Genomic DNA, 22,295 nt, shown 5'->3' with positions numbered 1-22,295 from the left:
GTTTAAAGGATTATAACTTAACACTTAAATTTAAACCATAGGTACGCACTGGCGGCACACCGCCCAACTCCATACCCGGAATGGTTGCATTATAGCTCGATTCGGGATCGATATTGTCGGTTTTCTTCATGATGATAAATAAGTTACGACCAACGAAACTTACATTTAAGCCTTTAATCTTATTGTTGAACAATTTTCCAGGGAAATTATAACCCAGAATAACCTGTCTGAACTTGATAAAACTTGCATCCTGAACAAACTGTTTTGAAACATTATTAGCGAAAGTACTGTAATAGTTTGCGGCATTTACACCTAGCGCGTCGCGGTTTTCTAAAGTGGCTTGATGCAAACCAAACACATAACCATAATAATCGGTAGCAGAGAAAATTTTACCTCCCCATTTACCGTCAATCAGGAATGAAAGATTAATCCCTTTATAGTTAAACTCATTATTCCAACCAGCAGTCCATTTATTGTATGCTGAACCATAAGGTTTTAATTCACCTCTTTCTGGAATCCCGTCGGTACCCTTTACAATATTGCCATTACCATCGTACTTGTAGTCGTAAGCCATTACCTGTGCAATAGCCAATCCTTCAAGGTTTTGTAAAAAACCTACATTGCTTCTCGAAGTTGCCAAAGGCTGCGAAGCTGTACCAGGCGCAAGTGTTAACACTTTATTATCGTTATAAGAGCCATTTAAAGTAGAGGTCCAGCTAAAATCTTTGTTCTTTAAAACCACACCAGATATTAAAGCTTCTACTCCTTTATTCTGTAATCGACCGATATTTAAAATTGCAGCGTTGTAACCCGTTGTTGTAGAGGCAGGAACGGCCAGGATTTCATCTTTCGATTTCTTATTGTACCAGGTAAAGTCGAAACTAAGCCGATCGCCAAAGAACTTCATTTCAGTACCAATCTCTAATTCTGTAGCGCTTGATGCTTTTAAACTAGCGTTTGGAATCGCAGCATTAACAATATTACCCAATGAGTTTCCATTCACGGTTTCACTCCGCAAATTATAATAGAGCTGAGTTTGGAAAGGATAAGTGGCCTGCCCTACCATCGCATAACCTGCCCTAAGTTTACCAAAGCTTAAAAAAGATGGTTTCCATAACTCTGAGAAAACAAATGAACCGCTTACGGACGGATAGATACTATTGAGCTTATTATCTTTCCCTGGGGTTGCCAGGGTAGAAAACCAGTCGTTACGTGCACTTCCGGTTAAATACAGGATGTCTTTATAAGTTAACTCCAAAGTACCATATACCGATTGTGTTTCCTGGTCGGTTTGATAAATACCAACAGCCTTACCTCCGGTATTAGCTAAATTGTAAACACCAAAAATCTGGAAAGACCCGCCAGTGTTTGTGGTTCCGGCACTTTTGGTACGGCGATAACTTGCTCCAAAATTAGGTGTAATTGAAAAATCATCGATTTTAAATGATTTACCAATTAACGCATCTACGTTAATATCGGAGAATTTACTGATCTGCTCAGTATAACCGCCATCAACATCGTATGCTGTACCAGATGGGGTAATGCCAACATAATTATCGTTATAAGAATCTCTCCCGGCACGCGCCTGTAGAAACAATCCGTTATTAAAGGTATACTTCGCACTGATAGAGCTTAGTAAACGCTCTCTTTTTGTATTGTGAACAAAATCATAAGCGGCAAACCAAGGATTGGTGGCATAGGTATTGCCTGCATTGTATGAAAGTTCAGTTCCATCAGCTTTTTTTCCTGGTTTTAAGGTTTCGATGTTTACACTGGTTGGTAAAAATGCTGCATTATAATTGGCATTACCTGCACCGTCAGAAACCATCGGGCGGTTATTTGCCTGTTCTAAAATGTAGTTAAAGCGCGCATCAATCACCAAATTTTTAATGGGATCGAAAGTGCCTGATAAGGTGAAATTTTGTCTATTTAAACCAGAATTAGGTACAACCGATCTGTTGGTTAAATCGCTTGCCGATAAGCGCATTACGCCACCGGTAAAAGATTTGTTTAATGCCAATGTATTGGTGAAAGTTCCCCCCGTTCTATAAAAATCTTCTATATTATTTTCTTGGGCTGAATAAGGTCTGCTTACCCCATCAAACTGAACCACATTAGACCCATCTAATTTTGCGCCCCAGCTCGAGCCACCCACTTGCGCGGCTGCCGTCGCATCAGCAGGCTTTACGCCATTTGCCCCTTGGCCATAAACGTATTGCCAGTTCGTTCTGTCCATCACTTGCTCGGCAACATAGTTACTGCTAAATTCGATGTTATTACCTTTACCACTTTTTGTGGTGATTAGGATTACACCTGCTTTGGCTCTGTTACCATAAAGGGCAGAAGCTGCAGCACCTTTAAGTACCGATATACTTTCAATATCATCTGGGTTTAAGTTACTAATCGCATCTCCTAAATCAGGAGCATTATCGTACTGACCACCGTTATTACCGATACCAATAGTGCTACCAAAACCAACCGGTGCACTTTCCATTGGGATACCATTTACAACATACAAAGGCTGACTTGATGGACCTAAGCTGGATACGCCACGGATGGTAACGTTTGTCGCAGCACCAGCACCTCCGGATGTACCGGCAATATCCAAACCTGCTACTTTACCCACTAAAGAGTTGGTAATATTATTTTCACGTGCCTGTGTTAGCGTTTCGCCGCCAATCTGTGTAACCGAATAACCTAAGGCCCTTCTTTCTTTTTTGATACCCAAAGCCGTAACCACCACATCGGTAAGCTGTTTAGTGTCTTCAGCTAATACGATATCGATATTGGTCTGCGTACCAATAGCAATTTCCTTGGTTTGAAAGCCGGCATAAGAAATTACCAGAATTGCATTTTCAGGTGCATTTAAGGCAAATTTACCGTTCACATCTGTAGAAGTACCAATGCCTGTTCCTTTAACCCTAACGGTTGCTCCGGGCAAAGCACCTCCAAGTGCATCCTTAACTGTTCCCGAAATCGGAACTTCCTTATTTTTGCTAATTACAATCAAGCCACCATCAGAAACAGAATATTTCAGGTTGGTTCTGTTTAAAATGGCTGCCAATACATCAGTAACCAAAGTATTGGTTACAGTAATGCTTACATCCTTATTTACCGGAACGTAAGAAGAGCTGTAAACAAAATGGTAACTGCTTTGCTGCTCAATAATCTGTAATACCCTGGCCAGCTTTGTTTTCTTAACATCTAAAGAAATTTTTTCCTGAGAAAAAACCGATGCCGAAACATTAAGACAGGTAATGAAAACCATAATACAGGCTAGTTTCATTAGCATAATGAATTTTAGAAGCGCTTTATATTTTGGGCGCCCTTGCAGTAAGTAATAATAAATCATATTTTTGTTTTTTTGGTTGCATAAAGTTCTTGGCAGCAATCTGTTTGCGCATAAACTGCCATTAATTAATCAAAAGAGAAATTGCTAAGGGCGGTGCTCCAACACCGTCCTTTTTTCTTTCTATTTCGAGATGGTTACCTGTTTTCCTTTTATCTCATATTTAAAATTATTTTCTGTTGCTTTTAAAGCGTGTAAAACTTCTTCAATACTTTCGTTTGTTATGGTTGCTGTAAAGCGGTATTTTTCTATTGAAGGATCTGTAAATTTGATTTCTACGTTATACCACTTTTCTAAAACATTCCTAATCTCATCAAAATCCTGATCGTAAATTTCGATCCGGTTCTGCGTCCAGGCAGTTTCTACAATGGTGCTGTCTTTAATCTTTGTGTAATGGTTAATGGTAATTTCGGGCTGCAAGGCAGTAGGTTTAAGCAACTTGCTTTTTTGTTGCGGAGCAGCAGTCTTGTAAAAAGTAACTTTCTGACTTGGTTTTAAAGTAATGGTTCCACCATTTCCATTTACGGCTTCCATGGTAATTAAGCCGCGGATTAATGTTGCTTCTGAAGTTGTTTCATCAGGATACGCTTTCACATTAAAAGCAGTACCCAGTACATTGATGTTAAAATCGGTTGTATGCACTTTAAAAGGCCTACTTTTATCGTGAGCCACATCAAAAAAAGCCTCACCTGTTAGGGTAACCTCCCTGAATTGATCGTTAAAACCTTTGGTTACAGATAAAGAGCTTTTTGCGTTTAACAACACTGATGTTCCATCCTGAAGTTTAATTTTTTTACGTTCACCACTTTTTGTAGTAAAAGTATAAACCTCCGCTACAGCATTTTTTGTATTGTTGTACTTAAAGTATGTGTTATAAACCAATACTGAGCCAAGCACTAAAACTAATGCTGCTGCTATTTTAAGCCATAAATAACGGTTCAGTTTAACTACTTTTTCTTCCGGAAACATCGTTTCCATCAAACTTTCTGTCTGTTTATTTAATGGGCGTTTATTCCCGCTCAATATCACATAAAGTTTTTTTGCTTCTGCAATTACTGCAGCCTGCTCGGGGTGGGCATTAATGTACTTCTCCCAATATCCAATGCAAAGCTTATCGGTTCCAGCGCAATACTGCTGAAAGGTACTATCGACAAGAAAATCTTCTGCATTGAACTTACTTCTATCAACCATTCTAATTTGCCTTTTATATATCAGTGCCCAAAAGCTTTATTTTTTCCTAAGGAAATTTTAACTTTTTTTTAACACGACCGAATATATGCGCTGAATGAGAATACAACGAAGAAATTTAATTTGCAGGAATATTATTTTCAAAGGTTCTAAAGGGTAGGGCAGATATTTTTATTACTTAAATAATTGCAAGTTTTTTGGGGGAAAGCAATTGCAGAAGCAATGGGGAGTGATAGTCCTGCTATCCGCTTTATCTCACTGCGTTCAATGCCCGCTTCTATCAGGTTTAGGTGGCGCAGTCTGTTTAACTATTTGGGCTTGCAGGGTGCAAAACCGGTATTAGGAGCACAAGGCCTTCTATTCCTAAACCCGGTAGTAACGAAAATCCTTTTTATTGCTTAAAAAGGATTTAACTATAACGTTTATCTGCAATAAAAAGATTGGAGTGCATAACGGGACTACAGTACCTACGGCGACAGAAATGTTCGTTTTCAGAATAAGAACATGTTCGCCTATCTGGATCAGATTCAATTGGCCACTCATCCATAGATCTCTCCACTACGGTCGAGATGACGACGTGATCTACGCATTAAACTCTTTCCTTAGGATTTTAAGCGCATCGTAAATGGTGTTATAGGCTGTTTTAATGGTCTGATTGCTTTGCTCGGCAATCTGCTCATAGCTTAATCCATCAAAAAATTTTAAATGGATGAGCTGTTTTTGACGGAAGGTTAGTTTTTCTAAAGCATTTTTGAGCTGATGTTGCACCAGTTCGTCGCTTTGTACCTTAACAATAAACTCTTCGTAACTCATTTCCATCCAATCGCCATCGGCCCCCGCATTAAAAAGCGCATCGTTAATTTTGCGCTTTCTCTCTAAGATCCTGAGCAGTTTTCGCTTAAGGAAGGTACGCAGATAGGCTTCAACATTATCAACACGAGTTAGATTTTCGTGTTTCTCCCAAATGGTGGTAAAAACAAGATCGGTAGCTTCGCTTGAAGTATCGGCATCGGCACAAACCCTGATCCCGAAATTTACGAGCGGGTAATAAAGTGCCGAATAGAGGTCAAAAAACGCATCTTTATCGCCAACCCGTAACCGTTCCCATAATAAGTGATGCGCTAATTTGTTCTCCATTAAATTGTTAGTTGTTATCACAATATTAACTAAAAACAACAAGATTATTACTAAGTTTCGGTTTGTGGCGATACAAACCGAGGCTAAGGAGATTTTGATCAATTAAAAAACCTATCAGGTTTTGAAAACCTGATAGGTTTGAATATTATTTTAAAGCCGTTTTGCTAAAAATGTGATATTCTCCCGGCGCTAAAGTTCTGTTATAGCTATTTGATGTGAGGTTAATGCTGCTTCCAACGGCATCCACCCAAGTTCCTGATGAACCAAAATCGATATTGGCCGTCTGGCTTACTACATCAAAATTCCCAACCACTACAACCGTATTCGCAGCTTCGGTTAACCTGATGTATTTTATTCCGCCAGTAAGGTTATAGCTTGAGTTTGTTGAATTAAAAATGCTGTTGTTCTTTTTCAGCCTGATCAATTTAGCATAGGCATCGTACAGGGCTTTACGGTTTGGATCGGTATAATAATCCCATTTAATCGGTTTTTCCCCCGTTCTTCCATTAAAATCGATGCTGATATCGTACCCGAGTTCTCCAAACTGCCAGATCATTTTTGGCCCGGGGATACTCAATAAAAATGCAGCTGCCAATTCTTCTCTTTTTAATGCGATAGCCAGATTTCCCTTAATCATATAATTACCGGAACCATTACCATAGCTGATGTTTTTAAAGTTCAATCTTTCCTCATCGTGACTTTCGCCATAACCAACCAAATTCTCAGATCTGGCAAAACCATGATTGGCATAAAAGCCCCACTGAAAATTAGATCCACCCAACCAACCCATAGTGGCTTCGTTCATGTCGTGGTTTAGGTTATTCCAAAGCATCATGCCATCATCAGCCAACACTTTTTCTTCTGATTCTTCGGCAAAGTGCTCCAAAATCACATAAAAATTAGGATCTATACCCTTGATATAAGCATTATAATCTTTCCAGGTGGCAATCCGGCCAGCATCATATAACCTAAACTGTGCATCATCAGTTGACGTTTTCTGTGTAAATCCTTTCGACAGATCGAAACGGAAACCATCAATTTTATATTGCTGCATCCAAAATTTCATCACATCTTTCGAGAACTTTTTGGTAGCCAAACTTTCGTGGTTAAAATCATAACCCACATTAAATGGATGTTTGGCATCAACATTAAACCATGGGCTATTTATTGTTGGTTTTGATCCATCGAAATATAATTGCACCATGGGCGATTGACCGAAAGAATGGTTCAACACCATGTCCATAATCACAGCAATGCCACGTCCATGGCATTCATCAATAAAGTTTTGTAGCGCGGTTTTAGTTCCATAATATTTATCAGGTGCAAAATAAAACGATGGATTGTAGCCCCAGCTTAAATTCCCTTCGAATTCGTTTACCGGCATCAACTCAATTGCGTTTATGCCCAAACCAATTAAATAATCAAGTTTGGTCAATGTTGATTCATAATTATGATCGGTGGTAAAATCGCGGACGAGCAATTCGTAAATGACCAGGTTATCTTTAGCCGGACGGGAAAAACTGGTGTTTTTCCAGGTATAAGTTGGCTGATTAGCCTGCGTTACACTTACAATGCCAGTAGTTTTACCGGTTGGATAAGCTTTTAAATTTGGATACGTTGCTGCAGTAATGTATTTATCATTATCCGGATCGAGTATTTTCTCGCAATAAGGATCGGCAACTTTTAAGTTTCCATCTACATAAAACTGATAGGTATATTCTGTATTGGGGTTTAAATTATCTACCTGAACCCACCAGTAATTCCCATCTGGTGTATTTTTCATGGCTAGCGTAGCGGTAGACCAATCGTTAAACTCACCAATTAGCGAAACTGTTTTTTTCCCAGGTGCATAAAGTGTTACAATAGCCGATGTTCCGTTATTGATAAATACCACTCCATCTCTGGCTCCGGCAGGCAAAGCTGCTGTTTGATTTGTTGGCGTTGGTTCTATGCCGCCATCTGTTGATGCTTTTTTACAGGCGCTATTAAGCGTTATTACTAATAGCGATAGGCAGACAATCTTTTTTGTTTTTTTCATTTCGTGCAGACACGAACCAAGACGGTACATTATTTTTTTCATTTGGTTAGGGATATTATGATTTACAGGCACAGTTTATCTCCTCGGTCTGTGCCTTCACAGACCGAAAACCCCGCTAATGGTTTGTGAGGACACAAACCACGGACATCAATCTAATGGTCTGCGGAACACAGACCATGGAATATCTATACTGATCTATTTTCTTCTACTCCAAGCTTAGCAGTTAAAACTTCATCCGTTTTTTTGGGTTCACGGATAAATAAATAACAGATTATAGCAGCGAGAATCATTAAACCTCCACCCAATTGAACGGCTAAAAGCCTATCGTTATTTAATACGTTACGCATTAACCAACCAAAGCCCAACGAGGCAATAATCTCCGGCAAAACAATAAAAAAGTTAAAAATACCCATGTAAATCCCGATTTTATCTTTGGGTAAAGAACCGCTTAACATGGCGTAAGGCATAGAAAGGATACTGGCCCAGGCAATACCCACACCAGTCATACATAAATACAGCATATTTTTATCGTGCACCCAGGCTACGCTGATTAAACCAATGGCTCCACAGATTAAACAAAGGGCATGCGTGGTTTTACGGCCCAGCGCATCGGCAATTTTTGGAAGCACCAAAGCAAAAAGAAAAGTAATAACGCTGTAATAAGCAAGGGTTAAACTTCCAAAATCAGCACCTTGTGCATAAACCGGATCGGCAGCATCTTTTCCACCAAAAACATTAACGGCAACGGCCGTGGTATAATAAAACCACATTAGAAACAAACCTGGCCAGGTAAAAAACTGCACCAACGAAACAATTTGCATTCTTTTTGGCATATTCCTTAAGGCACGAAAAATTTCCCTTGCACCACCACCAAAACCTTTACTGCTTTCTTTTACTTTTTCTTTAAAATCGACATCCTGAGGTGGGTATTCTTTAGTGGTAAACACCGTCCACAATACTGCGGCAAAGAAGAAAAAAGCGCCGATATAAAAAGAGAATTTTACGTTTTCAGGAATACTCCCCTGTTCTGCCGTATTGGTTAAGTGGAATACGTTGTTCATAATCCACGGTAAAGCCGAAGCCACACTTCCACCCAAACCAATCATCATACTCTGCATAATGAAACCGCGGTTCACCTGACTATCGGGTAATTTATCGGTAACAAAAGCACGGAAAGGTTCCATTGCAATGTTTCCAAAAACATCCAGAATCCAAAGCAAACCAGCGGCCATCCACAACACACTACTATGTGGCATAAAGATTAAGGCAATGCTACTCACAATAGCACCAATCATAAAATAAGGTCTTCTTCTGCCCCATTTTGGGTGCCAGGTACGGTCGCTCAGGTAACCAATAATCGGCTGCACCAATAAGCCGGTTAAAGGCGCGGCCAAAAACAATAACGGAACCTGATCGGGATTGGCACCCAGGTTTTCGTAAATACGGCCCATGTTTGCACGCTGTAAGTCCCAACCGAACTGAATCCCAAAAAAACCGACGCTCATGTTGATGATCTGTACAAGTGTTAATTTCGGGTTCTCGAATACTGTTTTTAAGCTCATTGTATTTGGTTTAGTTTTTAACCGCAAAGGGCGCTAAGTGGAAAGGGCGCAAAGCTATGTGATTATACTTTGTGTTCTTGGCGAGAATCTTCTCGTTCTTTGCGGTTAATTTTAATTCATTTTTTATCTCAAAATTCAATCACCTGTGCACTAACGGGTGTAAGGGTTACAGGTATACTTGTTCCTGCGGGAATATTTAATTTTCTGTCTGTTAACAGATCTGTAACCGGAGATGAATGTTTAACTTTCAAAATCTGATCAGGGATTTTGATATTGGCGGTTAAGGTTTCTGTCCGATCAAAATTGGCCACTACCAATAAACGCTGTTTGCCTGAGTAACGGATAAAAGCATACATGTGCTTATTCATATTCCCTGTAACGGGCACCTCATAAATCTCACCATTTATTACCGCATCGCTTGTTGAAGTAACTTTTAACAACTGCTGGTAGTAAACCCGTAATTTTTGCTCATTTTCACTTAATTGTTTACCATCAAAAGCGCCATTATTCATCCATTTCTGGTGGTTTGGCACACCCCAATAATCGAAAATGGTGGTTCGGTTGTCGTCGCCGCCAAATCCTTCCTGACCTTTTCCGGGTTCGCCAACTTCCTGACCGAAATAAAGCATTACGGGCCCCGAACCTAGTGTTGCCGAAACAACCATTGCAGGTAAAGCGAGTTCGGCTTTCCCTGCAAATCCTGCTGATGCAATGCGTTCTTCATCATGGTTTTCTAAAAAGCGCAACATGTGTTTGCCAAAACCAGCACTCTCTACCTGCCATACGTGTTTAATTGCGGCTACATCTGCAGTTGGTTCATTTCTGATCAGTTTTTTAAGTCCATCGTACAAACCCACTTTATCATACAGGTAATCGAATTTACCTTCATCTAAATATTGTTTGTAAACTTTTGGATTATAGGCTTCTCCGATAAAAATTAAATCAGGATTCACTTTTTTAACCTGTGGAATTACCCAGTTCCAGAAAGCAATAGGCACCATTTCGGCCATATCACATCTAAAACCATCAACCCCTTTATTGGTCCAATAAGTTAAAATATCGCGCATTTTTAGCCAAACTGGCGGAATGGGATCGAAATATTGCTTTTCGCCGTTCTGATAGTCTATGCCGTAATTCAGCTTAATGGTTTCGTACCAGTCGTCATATTTAGGTTTGGCAGAAAATACATTGTTACCCGTAGCTTTTGCAGGGTTTTCATTAAACTTACCATCCTGTAAAACGGAAATTGGTGTGTGCTTTGCTCCACCAGTTGGCACTGCAAAGGGCTGACCAGGATTATAATAAAAATCGTTGCTGGCGCTAAAAGCTTTGGCTACGTCATCCTCAGCACCAAAATCGATTACATTTTTTGGTTTTGCATAGGAGTGGTAACTTCTGGCTACGTGATTGGGCACAAAATCGATCAGCACCTTTAAGTTTTTTGCATGTGTTCTTTTCACCAGTGCTTCAAACTCCTTCATCCTGTTTTTAACATCAATAGCCAGATCTGGATCTACATCATAATAATCGCGGATGGCATAAGGCGAGCCTGCTCTACCCTTAACCACATCGGCATCATCGGGTTTAATTCCGAAAGCAGCATAATCGGTTAAACTTGCATGGGCCAATGCGCCGGTATACCAAACATAATTTACGCTGAGTTCTTTTATACCGTCTAAAGCTTTATCGGTAATATCGTTAAACTTACCTGAACCATTTTGCTCGATGGTACCGTAAGGAATATTTGTGCTGTTTTTATTCCCGAATAAGCGGGGCAATAACTGATAAATAACGATCTGCTTATCGTTCATTTTTGTACGCTGTTTTTGTGCAAAGGATGATGATGAAAATAGTAAAAAGAAAACATACAATATGCAGGTCCTCTCCCTGCCCTTCCGATGTAAAATCGGAATAGACACTCCCAAGGGAGACAAAAATGGGGCTAAAAAGTTTCTTCTAATTATGGAGGATTGAGGTTTAACCCCGCTACCTTCAACCTTCAAACCCTCTACCTTTCTCATACCAGCGCTGCGTTATTTACTTCAATTTCAGCATTTCCGGCCAATTTATAAAACTGGTTTCTGATACCGATTTCCAAATCAATGGCTGCATTGTTCTTGATACTGATACCGTTCTCGGTAATATTAATCTTTAAGGTGGCTCCTCTAAAGCCGATGGTAAATGAAAAAGATTTCCATTTGCCCGGCAAGAAAGGATTAAACTGCAATTTGCCATCACGCACACGCATGCCCGCAAAACCTTCTACCACACTCATCCATGTGCCTGCCATCGAAGTGATGTGCAAACCATCTTCAGTATCATTATTATAATCATCCAGGTCTAAACGGGCGGTACGCAAGTAGAATTCGTATGCACGTGCTTCGTCGTTTAATTTCGCAGCTAAAATACTGTGTACACAAGGAGACAATGAACTTTCGTGCACGGTACGGGGCTCGTAAAAATCGAAGTTGCGTTTCAAGGTATCCAGGTCGTAATCTTCTTCAAAGAAATACAATCCCTGTAAAACATCGGCCTGTTTAATGAAACACGAACGTAAAATCCTGTCCCAGCTCCATTTTTGATTAATTGGACGTTCGCTGGCAGGAAGATCTTTCACCAACGTTTGTTCTTTATCTAAATATCCATCCTGTTGTAAGAAAATACCCAGTTTTTCATCATGCGGATAATACATCTTTTCGATAATATCTGCCCAGTCGGTAAATTCCTTTTGATCGAAATTTAAGCTTTTTAACAGACTGTTGTATTTTTCAGGCTGTTGTGTTTTCACGATTTCTGCAGCTTCGGTTGCATATTTCATGCACCAGGTAGCCAAAATATTGGTGTACCAGTTGTTGTTTATATTGTTCTCATATTCGTTTGGTCCGGTTACGCCAAGCATTACATATTGCTGTTTATCATTGCTCCAGTTAACGCGTTGTTTCCAGAAACGGGCAATTCCGATCAGCACTTCTAAACCAAAATCAGAAAGGTAGCTTTCATCACCAGTGTAGCGGATGTAATTAAAAATGGCAAAAGCTATGGCGCCATTGCGGTGGATTTCTTCGAAGGTGATTTCCCATTCGTTGTGGCATTCCTCTCCGTTCATCGTTACCATAGGATACAATGCTGCACCGTCTTTAAAACCTAATTTTGCTGCGTTTTCTATCGCTTTGCCCAATTGTTTATGGCGATACACCAACAGGTTTTTACTTACTTCCTGCGGAGCAGTTGCCAGGTAAAACGGAACACAATAAGCCTCAGTATCCCAATAGGTTGAGCCTCCATATTTTTCGCCCGTAAAACCTTTCGGACCAATGTTCAATCGGTCATCCTTACCGGTATAGGTTTGAAAAAGCTGAAAAATATTGAAACGAATAGCCTGTTGAGCCGAAACATCACCTTCTATAATAATGTCGCTTTCTTCCCATTTGCTTGCCCAGGCTTCGGTTTGTTCTTTTAATAAAGTGTCGAATCCTTTAGCAGATGCTTTGGAAATTACCGATTTTGTTTCTTTTAAAAGTGATTCTTTCGGGTAATTTTCTGAAGATAAATTCGCCGCGATTTTAACCAAAGTGATCTCTTCATTTGCTTTTACCTCAAGAGAAAAAGTTTGTCCAACAAATTTCTCTTTGCTGACAGCCTCTGGATTAATGTCTAATTTCTCCGCATTTTTATACAGTTCGATATTACTCCCTGTACAAACTTCAAATGCTGTTTTCTTTGTTCTTAGTTTGATATAAGCTTCTGTTCCCGAAATTTCATCTGCAATTTTATCCCAGAATTTTTCGTCGTAGTTGCTATCCTGATTTTTAACATCACCATCAATAAAAGGCATTAATGTTAATTTACCATCAAAATTTAATGGCGTAATGCTATATCGGATGGCGCCAACTTCATCATCAGCTATGCTGCAAAAGCGGGTTGATTTAACTTTTACGGTTTTACCGCTTTTTAACTTTGCCGTGAAAGTACGCTCCAGATATCCCGCATGCATGTTTAGCACACGTTTAAAATCACTCACCTCAGCGGTTGCCAGATCAAGGATTTCATCATCTAGTTTTACTTCGATACCTACCCAGTTTGCGGCGTTTAATACTTTTGCAAAATATTCCGGATAACCGTTTTTCCACCATCCTACACGGGTTTTATCTGGATAATAAACACCGGCAACGTAATTTCCAAGTAGCGTTTCTCCCGTATAAGTTTCTTCAAAATTGGCCCGCTGGCCCATACGGCCATTACCCAAGCTGAAAATACTTTCCGAAATTTTATTTAAATGTGGATCAAAGCCTTCTTCGATAATATTCCACTCATCTGCTTTAATGTAATTTTTCATATTTAGTATCAAGTAGCGAGTAACTAGTATCAAGTAATTAGAATCGGGTATCAAGATAAATTTACTACTGGATACTTACTACTTAATACTTGCTACTCCTTTACAATTCTTCTAGGTCTTTAACTGTTAATTTGTCTAATCCGCTTACTACCACATCTGCCTGGCTAAGCACTTTTTTTTCGCCGATACCAATGGCTTTCATTCCGCCTCTTTTTGCCGCTTCTACACCAGCAACAGCATCTTCAAAAACCACACATTCATCAGGTGCGAAGCCTAAGAGTTCGGCTCCTTTTAAAAATACTTCAGGATCTGGTTTTGATTTGGTGACCATGTTTCCATCAACTATTTCATCGAAAAAATGGGCAAGGTCTGTTTTCTCTAAAATAATTCCTGAGTTTTTACTTGCCGAGCCCAAGGCCAATTTGTAACCGGCTTTGTGAATCGCCGTTAAGAAATCAACCGTTCCGGGCAAAACCTCGGCGGGTGTCATTTTAGTAATCATATCTACATACCAGCTGTTTTTCAAACTAGCGAGTTCTTCTTTTTCGGCATCGGTTTTATCTACTCCACCCCAGGCCAAAATCTTATTCAAACTTTCTACGCGGCTAACACCTTTCAACTGTTCGTTCTGCTCTTCTGTAAAATCGAAACCCATTGTATTGGCTAAACGTTTCCAGGCTTTGTAATGGTAAACTGCTGTATCTACAAGTACGCCATCTAAATCGAAGAGACAGGCTTTTATTGAGGTGGAAGGCGTAAGGTTGAAGGTAGAAGGTTCTGTATGATTGTCTTGCATATTTTTATCTCTAGCCGTCGACTGAAGTCGACGGGAATTAATTTAACGCTAATACCAACGTTGTTTTAGCGGGCACTTTAATGCTTTTAAAATCGATGTTTTCGCCGGTGATTACATTTTTAGCGGTTGTAATCCCTTTTGTTCTTTCGGCAAAACGATCGGTATTTAATGTTTTTTCTTTCTCTGTATTATTTACAATAACCATTACTGTTCCTTTTGGTTCTACATTGTAGCGGAAATAAACATAAATATCATCTTGCGGTACAAACTGCATCAATTTACCGGTTTGTAATGCTGCGCTGTTTTTACGGAAATTGGCTAATGTTTTAACAAAATTGAAAGCTTCATTTTCTTTGCCCGTACGGCCATCGGCAATAAATTTGTCTTTTTTATCACCTTCCCATCCACCTGGAAAATCAGAACGGATCAGTCCATCGGGATTGGAAAAATTTTTCATTAAAATTTCTGTTCCATAATACATTTCAGGAATACCCCGCATGGTTAAGAGAATGCTCATTCCCATTTTGTATTTATCGAAATCTTCGCCAACCATCGAATAGAAACGGCTCATATCGTGATTATCTAAAAAAATGCAGTTGGTATTTGGGTTTTTATAGAGAAAATCGTGCGCTAAGGTGGCATATAAACGGTTAATTCCGTCTACCCAACCGTTTTTGCCATTTATTCCTTCGTAAATCGCATCCTTTAAAGTGGCGTCGGTAATCCCTTGCAAATGGGTATCGAAACCGCGGTTCACCGTATTGCCACCCGTAAAAAAGGCCTGATTGGCCACTGCGGTTACCAGTGTTTCGCCAAAAACAGATAAATGCGGGAATTCCGCCTGAACTTTTACAGCCCAATCGGCCATATAAACAGGGTCGTTATATCCGTAAGTATCCAAACGTAAACCATCAATGCCCGCATATTCAATCCACCAGATGTGGTTTTGGGTCAGGTAGTTTTGTACATATGGATTAGTCTGGTTTAAATCGGGCATTGAAGGTACGAACCAACCATCTAACATTTGTTTGCGATCTGCCGCAGAGGCGTGTACATCCATCACGGTCTGATCTCTGTAACTCGTTTGCGTGTATTTTGGCCATTGGTTTAACCAGCTTTTCATCGGTAAATCTTTATAAAACCAGTGTTGTGTGCCAATGTGGTTGTGTACAATATCTTTAATCACTTTTAATCCTTTGGCATGGGCAATCTCTACATACTTTTTGTAAAGTGCATTTGTGCCATAACGTGGATCTATTTTATAATGATCGGTTACCGCATAGCCATGGTAAGAAGCCTGTGGCATATCGTTTTCTACCTCTGGCGTCATCCAAACTGTAGTTACACCCAAATCATTCAGGTAATCGAGGTGATTAATTACGCCCTGAATATCGCCACCATGACGGTAGTACATACTATCGCGGTTTAATGCAGTTTCGGTTAAACCCTGAACAACATCGTTACTTTTATCGCCGTTCGAAAAACGATCGGGCATGAGCAGGTAAATAAAATCTTTGTTGGTTACCCCTTGAATCCTGCCGGCACTTTTATCACGGTTTTTTAATTCGTAAGTGTAACTGAATATCTTTTTGCCGTTTACAGAAAAATTGATTGGAAAACTACCCGATTTTACGGTAGCGGCAATTGTTAAATCGAGAAATAGATAATTTGGGTTTTCTACCTTATTTACTTTGACCAGCTTAACGCCTGGATAAGTTAAGGCCACTGTGGTATGGGCAATGTTTTCGCCATGTACCAGTAACTGTAATTTAGGATTATGCATCCCCGCGTACCAGAACATGGGCTCTACGCGCTCCAGCTTTTGAGCGAAGAGATTGATACTGCTAAACAGTAAAACCAGGAAAATGAATGTTTTTTTTAATCCCGGCACATTTGCGTGGATTTTAGTTTGAGCATTAAAAGGAGAAGGAATAACGTAAGAAAAGGTAGCTGAGGTAAGCGATTTTATCATGCTAAAACTTTTTAATGATTTTAAAAATCCTGCAGAGATCAAACGATCTCTGCAGGAATAGTTTAGTTAATGATTAATTTTTAACCATGGTGTACGATCCGGTTTTACCATCAGCATTAACCGTTAAGGTTAGGGTGTAGGTTCCGGCCTCTGTTACCATGATATCAGCACCATTGTTGCCAATACTGGTTGTCCAATCGTGGTTTAATCTGAATTTAAAAGCACCGGTGGTTAAAGCGATTTTAGCTTGCCAGGTACCTTTTCCATCGTTAATAAATTTTAAGTCGGTATCTACCGCCCAGTTGCTGCCAGGAATTGCATTACCAATAACAGACCAATAATCTGCCTTTGCAATGGTATAAGTTTTCTTATTCAAATCAACAGTCAGTAGTTTAAACTCTGCCGATATTGAACTGATATCGCCACCAGAAGTACTAATAGTACCACCACCTGCATCACCATAAGCCACATCCCATTTTTTTGCTGGAGTAATTTTGAATGGACTACCGTCAAACTTGATGATTCCCGTATAAACGCCGTTACTGGTTAAAGATACCAAACTATCAGCTGTTGCCGGGTTCCAGCCCTGATAATTACCAGGAACATAAATCCATGCTGATGCTAAATAAGGAGTAGCGTTTAAAGTAATTACATTTGAATAGGTCATTGCATTTGCTGCAGCGCCTGATTTCAACCTCACTTCTACCTGTGCTGGTGTACCGATGGTTGCACCAAGGGCTAACAACATCGTATTAAAGTCGTTTACCGTCGGCGAATATGAAGTTGTACTGATTACATACTCTTTAGGTGAGGTAAAGTTTTTTCCTTTAATATCAAACTGAATGGTTGACGTTACCGGTACAGTGTAGCCTGTAACCGTTGATGCAGGAAATGTTAAGGTTAATGCAGGCTTTGTGCCGTTTGCCTGTACTAAGCTTAAGCTGGTTGCTGAGGCGGTAAGTGTACCTGCAGGGCTTACATTCGAAACCGTTTGCGTTTCGTCTTTTTTGCAAGACCAAAGCGATAGGGCTAAACAGCATACCGCTAAGGATTTAAATAATATTGATTTCATATGCTATGAAGATTAATAACCAGTGTTTTGAACCAGATTCGGATTTGCGATTAAATCAGCATTTGGAATCGGATATAGATTTCGGTAAGCAGGTAAACTCGTGCCGGCCTTTACGCCTCCTTTAAATGGCCATAAATAAGTAGCTCCGGCAAATTTGCCATAACGGATTAAATCGGTACGACGGTGACCTTCCCAATACAACTCGCGACCTCTTTCATCTAAATAAAAGTCTGTTGTTAAAGCTGCTGCGCTAACATTACCGCTTGTATTGCCATAGGCTCTTTGACGTAATCTATTTACGTAAGTTAAAGCATCTGTTACATTACCACCCGAACCGCCTCTTGCCAAAGCTTCTCCATAAATAAGATATTGTTCTGCCAAGCGGAAAAGGGCAAAATCTAAAGAACTGAATGTTCCGTTTAATGATGCAGGAGTTGTACCGCCTGATGTTACATTTCTAAACTTGGTAACCTTTAAACCATCATTAGGATCTGAAATGGCATCTATTGTTGCTTTCGGTCCAACAAAAACACCGCGTTTATCAATTGATCCAGTAGTGTTTGGAAATAAGGCTGGCAAATTCTGACGGGTACGGTTACCTGCCCAACCACCATTTGGCACACCATAGTCACCTGCCACCATACCTGCAGCATCGGCCGATGCATAAACTGCTGCGTTGATCAAGAAAGTGGTACCTCCGTAATTGGTTCCGTTAACACCATCATAATTAATGGTCAATATATTTTCGGTGTTTCCAATATTGTTATCGGCTTTAAATAGATTGGCGTAACTCGGATTTAAACTATAACTGGCTGCTATAACTTTGCTCGAATAGGTAATTGCTTCTGTATATTTTGCAGTACCGGTATAAACCTGAGCATTTAAATATAACCTGGCCAATAATGCCCAATCTGCGCCTTTATCTGCACGGCCATACTCGTTGGAACGAGGTTCGGCCAGGTCGCTTTCTATCGCTTTCAACTCTGATTCTACATAAGTAAACAATGCTGCACGCTGAATCTGTTTAGGGTTAACCTTTCCAATTTCGTCAGCTTCAGTTACAAATGGCGGATTTCCAAATGCATCTAACAATACCCAATACTGATAGGCACGTAAGAAACGGGCCTCAGCACGGTAACGCGCAACACTTGTTGCATCAGCGCCGGTAATATTACGTGAGGCCAGTTTATCGGCAGTGCTTTGACGTAAATAATCGTTAACCAGGGTAATCTGCGAGATACTACGTGAGTATAAACCTCTTAAAAACTGGTTATCGGTAGACCAGGTAGCATTGTCTAATTCAGGTATACCTGTATCGCCCCAATTACATACCGCCTCATCTGTCACCAATTCTTGTGAGGTCCAAAACAACCTTAAAAAATCTGCGAAACCTGAGTTTAAGCCCCCAACATCACTGTTATCTGAACCCGATGGACTTGTTAATCCATAATTTGCATATAACCTAACCAGCTGTTGTTTGTAACCTGCAGGCGTAGCGTAAGCAATATCCGCCGTTACATCATTGGTTGGTGTTAGATTTAATGCTTCTTTTTTGCATGCGTTTAATGATAGCACTAAAACCGCTGATGCCAATATTATTTTAAATGAGCTTTTCATTTTATTTTCTTCTATTAAAAACCAACGTTTAAACCTAGCGTGTATGTTCTTGGTCGTGGATACAGGTTATAATCGATACCTGTAGCCAATTCTGGATCAAGACCTTTGTATTTCGTTACAACGAAAACATTTTGGCAGTTTGCCGAAATTCTCATCGTTGCCGTTCCATCTTTAGATAGTTTGCCAATATTATAGGCCAAACCTAAATTATCCATTTTCAGAAAAGATGCATTCTTGATGTAGTAATCGCTCAGGTACTGCGTATTGGTAAAACCAGTATTCAATATATCGCTGCCGGCATTATTAAGGATGCCTACTGAACTTAACAGGTTTGATTTTATGCCAAAGTTCGAGCTCACGTTATCATAAACGTAATTACCTAAACTGGCTCTCAAAACTGTATTAACACTCCATTTTTTGTAGGTAAACGAGGTATTGAAACCAAAAGTAAATTGAGGATCTGGCGATTTATAGAAATACTGATCATCAGTAGTAATGGCACCATCACCATTTAAATCCTGGTAAACACCTTCAAGTGGTTTGCCGCTTGCATCATAAACCTGTTTGTATACAAAATACGATTGAGGAATCTGATTAACCGCATTGTATTTTAAGTGGATTCCGGTTCCTCCTGAGATATCGCCGGCATCAATTTTAAATCCAGAGTTCGGGTTTAAGGTTAAGTTAGTTACCTTTCTTTTGTTATAAGATGCGTTTACACCAAAGTCCCAAGTGGTATTTTCAGTTTTAATGGCTGTAAAATTTAAGCTTACTTCTGCACCTTTAACATCCATATTACCTACGTTGGTAACTAATTCATTGCTAAAGTTTGTTCCTACCGGAATGGTAATCTTACTTAATAAATCAGAGGTTTTTTTATAATACACATCAATGCTACCATATAACCTGCCGCCTAAAAACCCATAATCTAAACCAGCATTATAAGTGGTGGTGGTTTCCCATCTCAAATCAGGATCGTATCCCGCTGGGGCATAATAATTATAAAAAGTATTACCAATCTGATATTGACCTGTATTGCTGTTGGCGTAGTATTTAGCGATGTAATTGTAGTTACCAATATCGCCACCATCCTTATTACCTGTTTCGCCATAACTTAATCTCAATTTCAGGTCAGAAAGCACTTTGCTATCCTTAAGGAAATTTTCTCCGATAATTCTCCAGGTAAAACCTACTGAAGGGAAATATCCCCAACGGTTGTTTTCTGCAAATTTTGAAGAAGCATCGGCACGCATCGTGGCCGACAGGATATATTTTTCAGCAAGTGTATAGTTAAATCTTCCGTAGTAAGAAAGCATTTTATTACGTTCTACCGAAAATGGGAAAACCGGTGTAACGATTGGCGCACCTAAACCGGTATAATTGGTAAAATTATAACCAGTGGTCGCGATATCGTAATAACCATAACCGGCAGTTACATCAAATCTACTTTTAATGCTTTCTACCGTATGTGCATAGTTTAAATAGAATTCAGAAAACTTATCTGATTCTGTTTTTAAAGCCCTCGAAAATGAGCCATTTGTTGCTGCAGCCTGAGCCGCATAAGTTGGCACAGTGATGTTTCCATAACCTTTAGATACATCGTAACCGAGGTTTAAGTTTGCATGTAACTCGGGTAAAAAGTGGAAAGAGTAATCGAATTTAGCATTACCCACACTGCGTGCGGCATTACCGTTATTATCCTGTAACCTAATTAATGCAACCGGGTTACGTGGTGCATTCGGGTTTGGAACCATTGCACTTCCCGTACCTTGTGTCCATTCGAAATAGTTACCGTATTTATTGTTAGCATTAATTGGCTGGGTAGGGTCGAACTGAATAGCTGAATTAATTGCCCCAGCATTTGCAAAATGTGAGTCGGTTAGCGATCCCTTTAAATTTAAGTCGATCTTTAAATGATCTTTAAACAATCTTGGCGACAAGGTAATTGAACCTGTTCCACGTTTTAATTTATCGGTAATCAATAAACCATCCTGATCTAAATAACCTGCAGAAACACGGTAAGGCACACCTTTAAATGAACCTGCAATACTCAGGTTATTATCAGAAGTAAAAGCATTCTGATAAATAGCATCCTGCCAGTCTGTATTTGCCGTTCCCAGCAAAGCTTTTTGTGTAGCGTTGCCGTTTGCATTAACATATGCGCGAACCTGATCGGCAGAAAGTACATCTACTTTTCTGGCAACTGTTGCAATAGCGTTATTAGTACTAAAGTTTATTACAGGCGCACCAGAACCACCTTTTTTAGTGGTAATTAAAATTACCCCGTTCGATGCTCTTGAACCATAAATTGCCGTTGCGTTAGCATCTTTCAGTACGGTAAAAGTTTCTATATCATTCGGATTGATCAGCGATAACGGGCTTGGCGCATTATCGATGGTATTACCGCTAAATGGCACTCCATCAATTACAACCAATGGATCGTTACTGGCATTTAGTGATGCCCCGCCACGGATACGGATTTGGCTACCTACTCCGGGTTGACCGCTATTGGAGATAATGTTTACCCCTGCTATCTTACCCTGAATTAATTGTTCGGGCGTTGTTATCGCTCCTTTTTGAAAATCTTTCGAATTTACTGTAGTGATTGATCCAGTTAGGTTTTTCTTTTCTGCAGTACCATAACCGATTACCACAACTTCATTCAGTTTTTGTGCATCGGGTGCCAATTGAAAATTAACAGTAGCATTTGCTGAAATGCTTACGGCTTTATCAAGGGTTTGGTAACCGATAAAACTTGCAGATAACGTTATCGAACCATTCGATAAACCTGCAAGTTTATAATTACCATTGGCATCGGTTGATGTACTTCTTGTTGTTCCTTTTACAACTACAGAAGCGCCAGGTAATGGCAGTCCGGTTTCATCAAGCACTTTACCAGATACCGATCCGGTTTGTGCTTTTACCATTAATGCTGAAAAAACTAACAGCACCAAAAGCCCCTGTTTTAACAGGTAAAATACTCTCATATTTGAAGCTCGTTTAAGTATAAAAATTTGGTTAAATATTATAGTGATTTACACATAGGCCTAATTTACAGCTGTTAATGATATTTCAAAATTTATTTAAAAAATATATTTCGGGCCAAAATATCAACAAGAAAATCAATGTAAAAATTAGCTTTTCTCTACCATTAAAAATCTTCATTAAAGAATTATTAAATTTTTAATTATTTGATAATCAATAAATTATAAATGTTAAATTTCAATT

At 39.6% G+C, this 22,295-nt stretch carries 13 protein-coding genes; 1 reads left to right on the top strand and 12 read right to left on the bottom strand.

The window, feature by feature from the left end; translation table 11 throughout:
* Nucleotides 1-10 precede the first annotated feature (10 nt).
* Nucleotides 11-3,286: a SusC/RagA family TonB-linked outer membrane protein gene (locus AC07VK_RS14310; RefSeq protein WP_492961270.1), complete on the bottom strand. Its 3,276-nt coding sequence runs from the start codon at nt 3,284-3,286 to the stop codon at nt 11-13.
* A 186-nt stretch (nt 3,287-3,472) separates the two neighbouring features.
* Entirely contained in the window at nt 3,473-4,540 is a 1,068-nt protein-coding gene (locus tag AC07VK_RS14305; protein WP_492961268.1) for a FecR family protein, read from the bottom strand.
* A 183-nt stretch (nt 4,541-4,723) separates the two neighbouring features.
* Here AC07VK_RS14305 and AC07VK_RS14300 point away from each other — a divergent pair, with 183 nt between their 5' ends.
* Complete coding sequence (locus tag AC07VK_RS14300; RefSeq protein ID WP_492961266.1) at nt 4,724-4,939, top strand: hypothetical protein; 216 nt, start codon at nt 4,724-4,726, stop codon at nt 4,937-4,939.
* Nucleotides 4,940-5,119: 180 nt separating this feature from the next.
* Here the strand turns inward: AC07VK_RS14300 and AC07VK_RS14295 are convergent, their stop codons facing one another.
* The 10 genes from AC07VK_RS14295 to AC07VK_RS14250 form a co-directional block, all read right to left on the bottom strand.
* The gene (locus AC07VK_RS14295; RefSeq protein ID WP_492952742.1) at nt 5,120-5,674 is read right to left on the bottom strand and encodes an RNA polymerase sigma factor; all 555 of its coding nucleotides are present in this window, start codon (nt 5,672-5,674) and stop codon (nt 5,120-5,122) included.
* 145 nt (nt 5,675-5,819) lie between these two features.
* On the bottom strand, nt 5,820-7,754 hold the full coding sequence (locus tag AC07VK_RS14290) for an alpha-amylase family glycosyl hydrolase (RefSeq protein ID WP_494939804.1): 1,935 nt from the start codon (nt 7,752-7,754) through the stop codon (nt 5,820-5,822).
* A gap of 143 nt (nt 7,755-7,897) precedes the next feature.
* On the bottom strand, nt 7,898-9,274 hold the full coding sequence (locus tag AC07VK_RS14285) for an MFS transporter (RefSeq protein WP_492961262.1): 1,377 nt from the start codon (nt 9,272-9,274) through the stop codon (nt 7,898-7,900).
* A 128-nt stretch (nt 9,275-9,402) separates the two neighbouring features.
* On the bottom strand, nt 9,403-11,085 hold the full coding sequence (locus tag AC07VK_RS14280; protein WP_492961260.1) for an alpha-amylase family protein: 1,683 nt from the start codon (nt 11,083-11,085) through the stop codon (nt 9,403-9,405).
* Nucleotides 11,086-11,291: 206 nt separating this feature from the next.
* Nucleotides 11,292-13,610 carry a glycoside hydrolase family 65 protein gene (locus AC07VK_RS14275; protein WP_492961258.1) on the bottom strand — a complete coding sequence of 773 codons (2,319 nt, stop codon included), beginning with the start codon at nt 13,608-13,610 and terminating at the stop codon, nt 11,292-11,294.
* Between the two features lie 100 nt (nt 13,611-13,710).
* Complete coding sequence (gene pgmB, locus AC07VK_RS14270; RefSeq protein ID WP_492961256.1) at nt 13,711-14,406, bottom strand: beta-phosphoglucomutase; 696 nt, start codon at nt 14,404-14,406, stop codon at nt 13,711-13,713.
* Nucleotides 14,407-14,443: 37 nt separating this feature from the next.
* A complete protein-coding gene (locus AC07VK_RS14265; RefSeq protein WP_492961254.1) occupies nt 14,444-16,378 on the bottom strand; it encodes a glycoside hydrolase family 13 protein in 1,935 nt (644 codons plus the stop codon).
* A 73-nt stretch (nt 16,379-16,451) separates the two neighbouring features.
* Nucleotides 16,452-17,450 carry a SusE domain-containing protein gene (locus AC07VK_RS14260; protein WP_492961252.1) on the bottom strand — a complete coding sequence of 333 codons (999 nt, stop codon included), beginning with the start codon at nt 17,448-17,450 and terminating at the stop codon, nt 16,452-16,454.
* A 12-nt stretch (nt 17,451-17,462) separates the two neighbouring features.
* Nucleotides 17,463-19,067: a RagB/SusD family nutrient uptake outer membrane protein gene (locus AC07VK_RS14255; RefSeq protein WP_492961250.1), complete on the bottom strand. Its 1,605-nt coding sequence runs from the start codon at nt 19,065-19,067 to the stop codon at nt 17,463-17,465.
* 14 nt (nt 19,068-19,081) lie between these two features.
* Entirely contained in the window at nt 19,082-22,054 is a 2,973-nt protein-coding gene (locus tag AC07VK_RS14250; protein ID WP_492952733.1) for a SusC/RagA family TonB-linked outer membrane protein, read from the bottom strand.
* Between the last annotated feature and the right edge of the window lie 241 nt (nt 22,055-22,295).

The organism is Pedobacter sp. GW821-FHT01D05 (assembly GCF_059422505.1).
The sequence above is the reverse complement of the archived record's forward strand: the minus strand, read 5'-3'. Positions and strand labels throughout refer to the sequence as shown.